General features: G+C 62.1%; 4 protein-coding genes and 1 pseudogene. 2 read left to right on the top strand and 3 right to left on the bottom strand.

All coding sequences use genetic code 11. The features are described from left to right. Positions 1 to 136: 136 nt before the first annotated feature. Positions 137 to 1,639 (top strand): annotated as a pseudogene (locus tag HT737_RS04780) (aldehyde dehydrogenase family protein). A 156-nt stretch (positions 1,640 to 1,795) separates the two neighbouring features. Here HT737_RS04780 and HT737_RS04775 read toward each other — a convergent pair. The 3 genes from HT737_RS04775 to cynS form a co-directional block, all read right to left on the bottom strand. Further along, positions 1,796 to 2,455: a carbonic anhydrase gene (locus HT737_RS04775; protein ID WP_131671300.1), complete on the bottom strand. Its 660-nt coding sequence runs from the start codon at positions 2,453 to 2,455 to the stop codon at positions 1,796 to 1,798. A 12-nt stretch (positions 2,456 to 2,467) separates the two neighbouring features. Beyond that, positions 2,468 to 2,704: a DUF2790 domain-containing protein gene (locus HT737_RS04770; protein ID WP_182401668.1), complete on the bottom strand. Its 237-nt coding sequence runs from the start codon at positions 2,702 to 2,704 to the stop codon at positions 2,468 to 2,470. Positions 2,705 to 2,787: 83 nt separating this feature from the next. After that, positions 2,788 to 3,255 carry a cyanase gene (gene cynS / locus HT737_RS04765; protein WP_041073392.1) on the bottom strand — a complete coding sequence of 156 codons (468 nt, stop codon included), beginning with the start codon at positions 3,253 to 3,255 and terminating at the stop codon, positions 2,788 to 2,790. A gap of 120 nt (positions 3,256 to 3,375) precedes the next feature. Here cynS and cynR point away from each other — a divergent pair, with 120 nt between their 5' ends. Next, entirely contained in the window at positions 3,376 to 4,260 is an 885-nt protein-coding gene (gene cynR / locus HT737_RS04760) for a transcriptional regulator CynR (protein ID WP_182401666.1), read from the top strand. Positions 4,261 to 4,312: the final 52 nt, after the last annotated feature.

The raw sequence follows: 4,312 nt of genomic DNA, 5'->3' as shown, positions 1-4,312 counted from the left end.
CAACGTCAATGCCGGGCTTGCCGGCCTCATCGCTGGCAAGCCAGCTCCCACAGGTTTGCTGGTGTTTGTAGAAGGTGTGTTTCAGCGCAGAATCCGCTACATTTTCCGGCCGCCCCTCATATGGTGAATCCGCTTCATGTCTCTTGCGCTCGAACGTCTAGTCGCCGGCACGCCGATCCCTTTCGCTGGTAACCGCGTGACCGTGGTCAGCCCCGAACTGGCGGCGCGGTTTCAGCCCGGTGACCACCTTTTGGTCGAGCAGGTGAGTGGCGAGCTGTTGCTGATTCCGGTGGTCGATCAACAGGCCGCTGCGGTAGCCATCGAACGCGCTGAAGCGGCTTTCACTGCCTTGTCGGCGGTGACCGACCAAGCCATCAGTCGTTTCTTCGATCTGTTCGCCCAACGTCTGGAAACCCCGGAATGCTGGAGCCTGATCGAAGCGGCAAACCTGGCCGACATCGAACGCGCCAAGGCCCGTGGTCGCTCCACTACCCGGCTGCTCGCCGACGAGCGCATGCGCCGTGACATGATCGCCGGTCTGCGCGCCTGGCGGGATGCGCCGGCCACGCGCGGCAAGGTCATCAGCAGCGTCGAACACGACGGCTGGAAAGTCGAACAAGTGGTGTCGCCGCTGGGCATTGTGGCGTTCGTGTTTGAAGGGCGGCCGAACGTGTTCGCCGATGCCGCCGGCGTACTGCGCACTGGCAACACCGCGGTGCTGCGCATCGGCAGCGATGCGTTGGGCACCGCGCAAGCGATCGTCACTCACGCGCTGAACCCGGCGCTGGCCGATGCCGGTCTGCCGGCGGGGGCGGTGTCGCTGGTGGAAAGCGTCAATCACGCCGCCGGTTGGGGCGATGTTCGCCGACCGGCGTCTGTCGCTGGCGGTGGCCCGGGGTTCGGGGCGTGCGGTCAGCCAGTTGGGCAGCATCGCCCAGCAGGCGGGCACGGCGGTCAGCTGCATGGCACTGGCGGCGCATGGCTGATTGCCGATCGTGATGCCGATGCCACACGCTTCGCCGCCGTGGTGCGCAACTCGCTGGATCGCAAAGTCTGCAACACGCTGAACGTTTGCCTGATTCAACGCGACCGTGTCGCCGAACTGCTGCCGCTGTTCCTCGATGCGCTCAAACAAGCGGGCACAGCACGCGGGCAGGACTGCAAACTGCACATCGTCGCGGGCAGTGAAAGCTATCTGCCGGCCGAGTGGCAGAACGCGACGGTCGAGGTCTATCGCGCCGAGGGTTATCAGACCGAGGCCTTGGCCGAGGCGCTGGCGGAATCCGATTTGGGCCGCGAGTGGGAATGGGAAGAAACCCCGGAAGTCAGTCTGATGATCGTCGATGATCTGGATCAGGCGATCGCGCTGTTCAACCGCTACAGCCCGCAGTTCACGGTGTCGCTGATCAGCGAGGATGCGGCGACCCAGGAACGTTTCTACAACGCGGTGAACGCGCCGTTTGTGGGCAACGGGATTACCCGTTGGGTCGATGGGCAGTACGCGCTGAACAAGCCGGAACTGGGGCTTTCGAACTGGGAGAGCGGGCGCTTGTTTGCGCGCAGTGCGATTCTTTCGGGGGATGGAGTGTTTACGGTGCGTAGTCGTATGACCCAGATCGACCTCAGCGTAAAACGCTGAAAACGCCTTATCCCGATTGATGCACACCGGCCCTGTGGCGAGGGGATTTATCCCCCGATGGGGCGCGAAGCGGCCCCAAGAGATCGGGCCTGCTGCGCAGTCCATCGGGGATAAATCCCCTCGCCACAAGTTCCTCTTCACCTCAGCGGATTTGTATCAGGCGGCTGCGCTGGCGTTTGCCTGAATGGCGCAAGTCGCCGGTTGCTCAGCCAGCGGCACAAACGTACGGCGATCCGCCGCCAGCGCATCGATTGACCCGGTCTCGATGTCATAGACCCAGCCATGCAGGTTCAGCAGGCCTTTTTCCTGGGCCAGGCGCACGCTCGGGTGGGTCTGAATGTTCGCCAGTTGCGCGATCACATTTTCCCGCACCATCGCACTCAATTTCGCCGCGTCATTGGCGTGCGGTCGTGCCTCGTTCACCACTTTCGCCGACTCGGCATGTTGCAGCCAGCCGCTGACGGCGGGCAGGTGATCCATGCATTTGCATTGGGCAATCGCGGTCATCGCGCCGCAATCGGAGTGGCCGCAGATCACGATGTCAGTCACCCCAAGCACCGCCACCGCATATTCCACCGTCGCCGACACCCCGCCCGGATGCGGGCTGTAGGACGGCACGATATTGCCCGCGTTGCGGATCACGAACAGTTCACCGGGTTCTTGCTGGGTCAGCAGTTCCGGGACGACGCGGCTGTCGGAACAGGTGATGAACAAGGTCCCGGGTTGTTGAGTGGTCGCCAAGTGTTTGAACAGTTCGGTGCGTTGCGGAAACGCCTCGTTCTGGAACTTCAGGAAGCCTTCGATCAGGTTTTTCATGGTGTTGTCCTCTCAGTTCGAACAGCCGGTGCCGAATTCGCTGTATTGAAGAATGTGTTTTGCGCCGTGGCTGTCGAGGTAGGTCATCTCGACCGGTACAACGCCGCAGACGTCGGCGACCGGGCTGATGCTCACGACTTCAGCAATATCCAGCGCCATGCCGTAGCGGTAGGCAATGGCCTCTTCATCAGCCTGGGCCTGGGCGGCGAGGCCGGCGAGCAGGGCCAGGGTCAACAGAATTTTGTGCATGGGGCAGCCTCCAGGCAGATGGGGTGACGACTGGGCAATTCGGGTTTGGATGGGCCCGCACCTCAGGTGCGGGCCCGGGTGGATCAGAACGGACGCAGCGGCAGGAACTTGCCGTCGAGAGTGACCACGGCGCGGGAGCCGCCCTCCGGGTCTTCGACTTTCTTGATGTCGAGCTTGAAGTTGATGGCGCTGATGATGCCGTCACCGAACTGCTCGTGGACCAGGGCTTTGAGGGTGGTGCCGTAGATCTGGATCATCTCGTGGAAGCGGTAGATGGTCGGGTCGGTCGGCACGCCGCTGAGGCTGCCGCGCAACGGGATGATCTGCAGGGCGGCAACGGCGTCGGCGTCCAGTTCAAGCTTGGCGCCGACCACTTGCGCGGCGTCTTGCGGCAAAGGGTGCTGGCCGAGCAGGGCAGCGGTGACGTAGGCCAGGCTCAGGCCGGTGTCGTCGGCCAGATCCTGCCACGACAGATTTTTGCGGGCCTTGATGTCGAGAATGCGGGTGGTCAGGGCCAGGCTGGCATCGTTGTAAGCGTGGGACTGTTGCATGGTGTCACTCCTTTCAAGGTTGGCTTGCGGTGTGGGAGCCATCTTCTGCCGATTGATCCATAGCGTCCAAGACCGATATACAATGCTTCGCATAAGTCCTGCCTATAGATGGTGAGCCCGATGCTGTTGCGACATTTGCGTTATCTGCTGGCCGTGGCCGACCACGGCGGATTCACCCGGGCGGCGGAGGCGTTGCACGTGTCGCAGCCGACCTTGTCGCAACAGATCCGCCAACTTGAGGAAACTCTGGGGGTGGCCCTGTTTGATCGCACTTCGCGCACGGTCAAGGCCACCGATGCCGGCGAGGCTTACATTGAGTGTGCGCGGCGCGTGCTGGTGGAGCTGGAGGCGGGCAAGCGGGCATTGCATGACGTGAAGGATCTGTCCCGTGGCAACCTGCGTCTGGCCATGACCCCGACCTTCATGGCGTATCTGGTCGGGCCGTTGGTGCGTGATTTCGCGGCGCGCTACCCGGGTATCCATCTGCAGATTCTCGAGCTGTCGATGGACGATATCGAGGCGGGACTGGCGGACGATTCGCTGGACATCGCGATTGCCTTTACCCCGGTGCGCCACCCCGATCTCGAGTGCATTCCGGCGTTTACCGAAACCCTGGGGATCATGGTCGGGCGCGAGCATCCGCTGTACGACAGCAGCGGGGTACTGACGTCGAGTGACCTTGCACAGCTGGATTTCGCCTTGCTGGCACCGGACTTCATTACCCGGTTATCAATCGATGAATATTTTCGTCAGTTAGGGATCACGCCGCAGGTGCGAATCGAGGTGAACTCGGTGAGCACGTTGCTGGAGGTGGTGCGACATGCGCCGATGGCGACGATGTTGCCCGAGGCGATTGCGACCGAACACCGCGCGTTGCGTCGCTTGAGCGTCGAGCATGACGCGCCGCAGCGTGGAGCGGCGTTGTTGCGGCGGCGCAATAATTACCACAGTGCAGCGGCAGTGGCGTTCATGAATCTGGTGCTGGAACTCAATATCCCTCTGTAGGAGCTGCCGAAGGTGCGATCTTTTGATCTTGATCTAAAAAAAAAGATCAAAA

Origin of the sequence: Pseudomonas sp. MD195_PC81_125 (assembly GCF_014060985.1) — a bacterium.
In the GTDB taxonomy this organism is placed as follows: domain Bacteria; phylum Pseudomonadota; class Gammaproteobacteria; order Pseudomonadales; family Pseudomonadaceae; genus Aquipseudomonas; species Aquipseudomonas parakoreensis.
The sequence above is the reverse complement of the archived record's forward strand: the minus strand, read 5'-3'. Positions and strand labels throughout refer to the sequence as shown.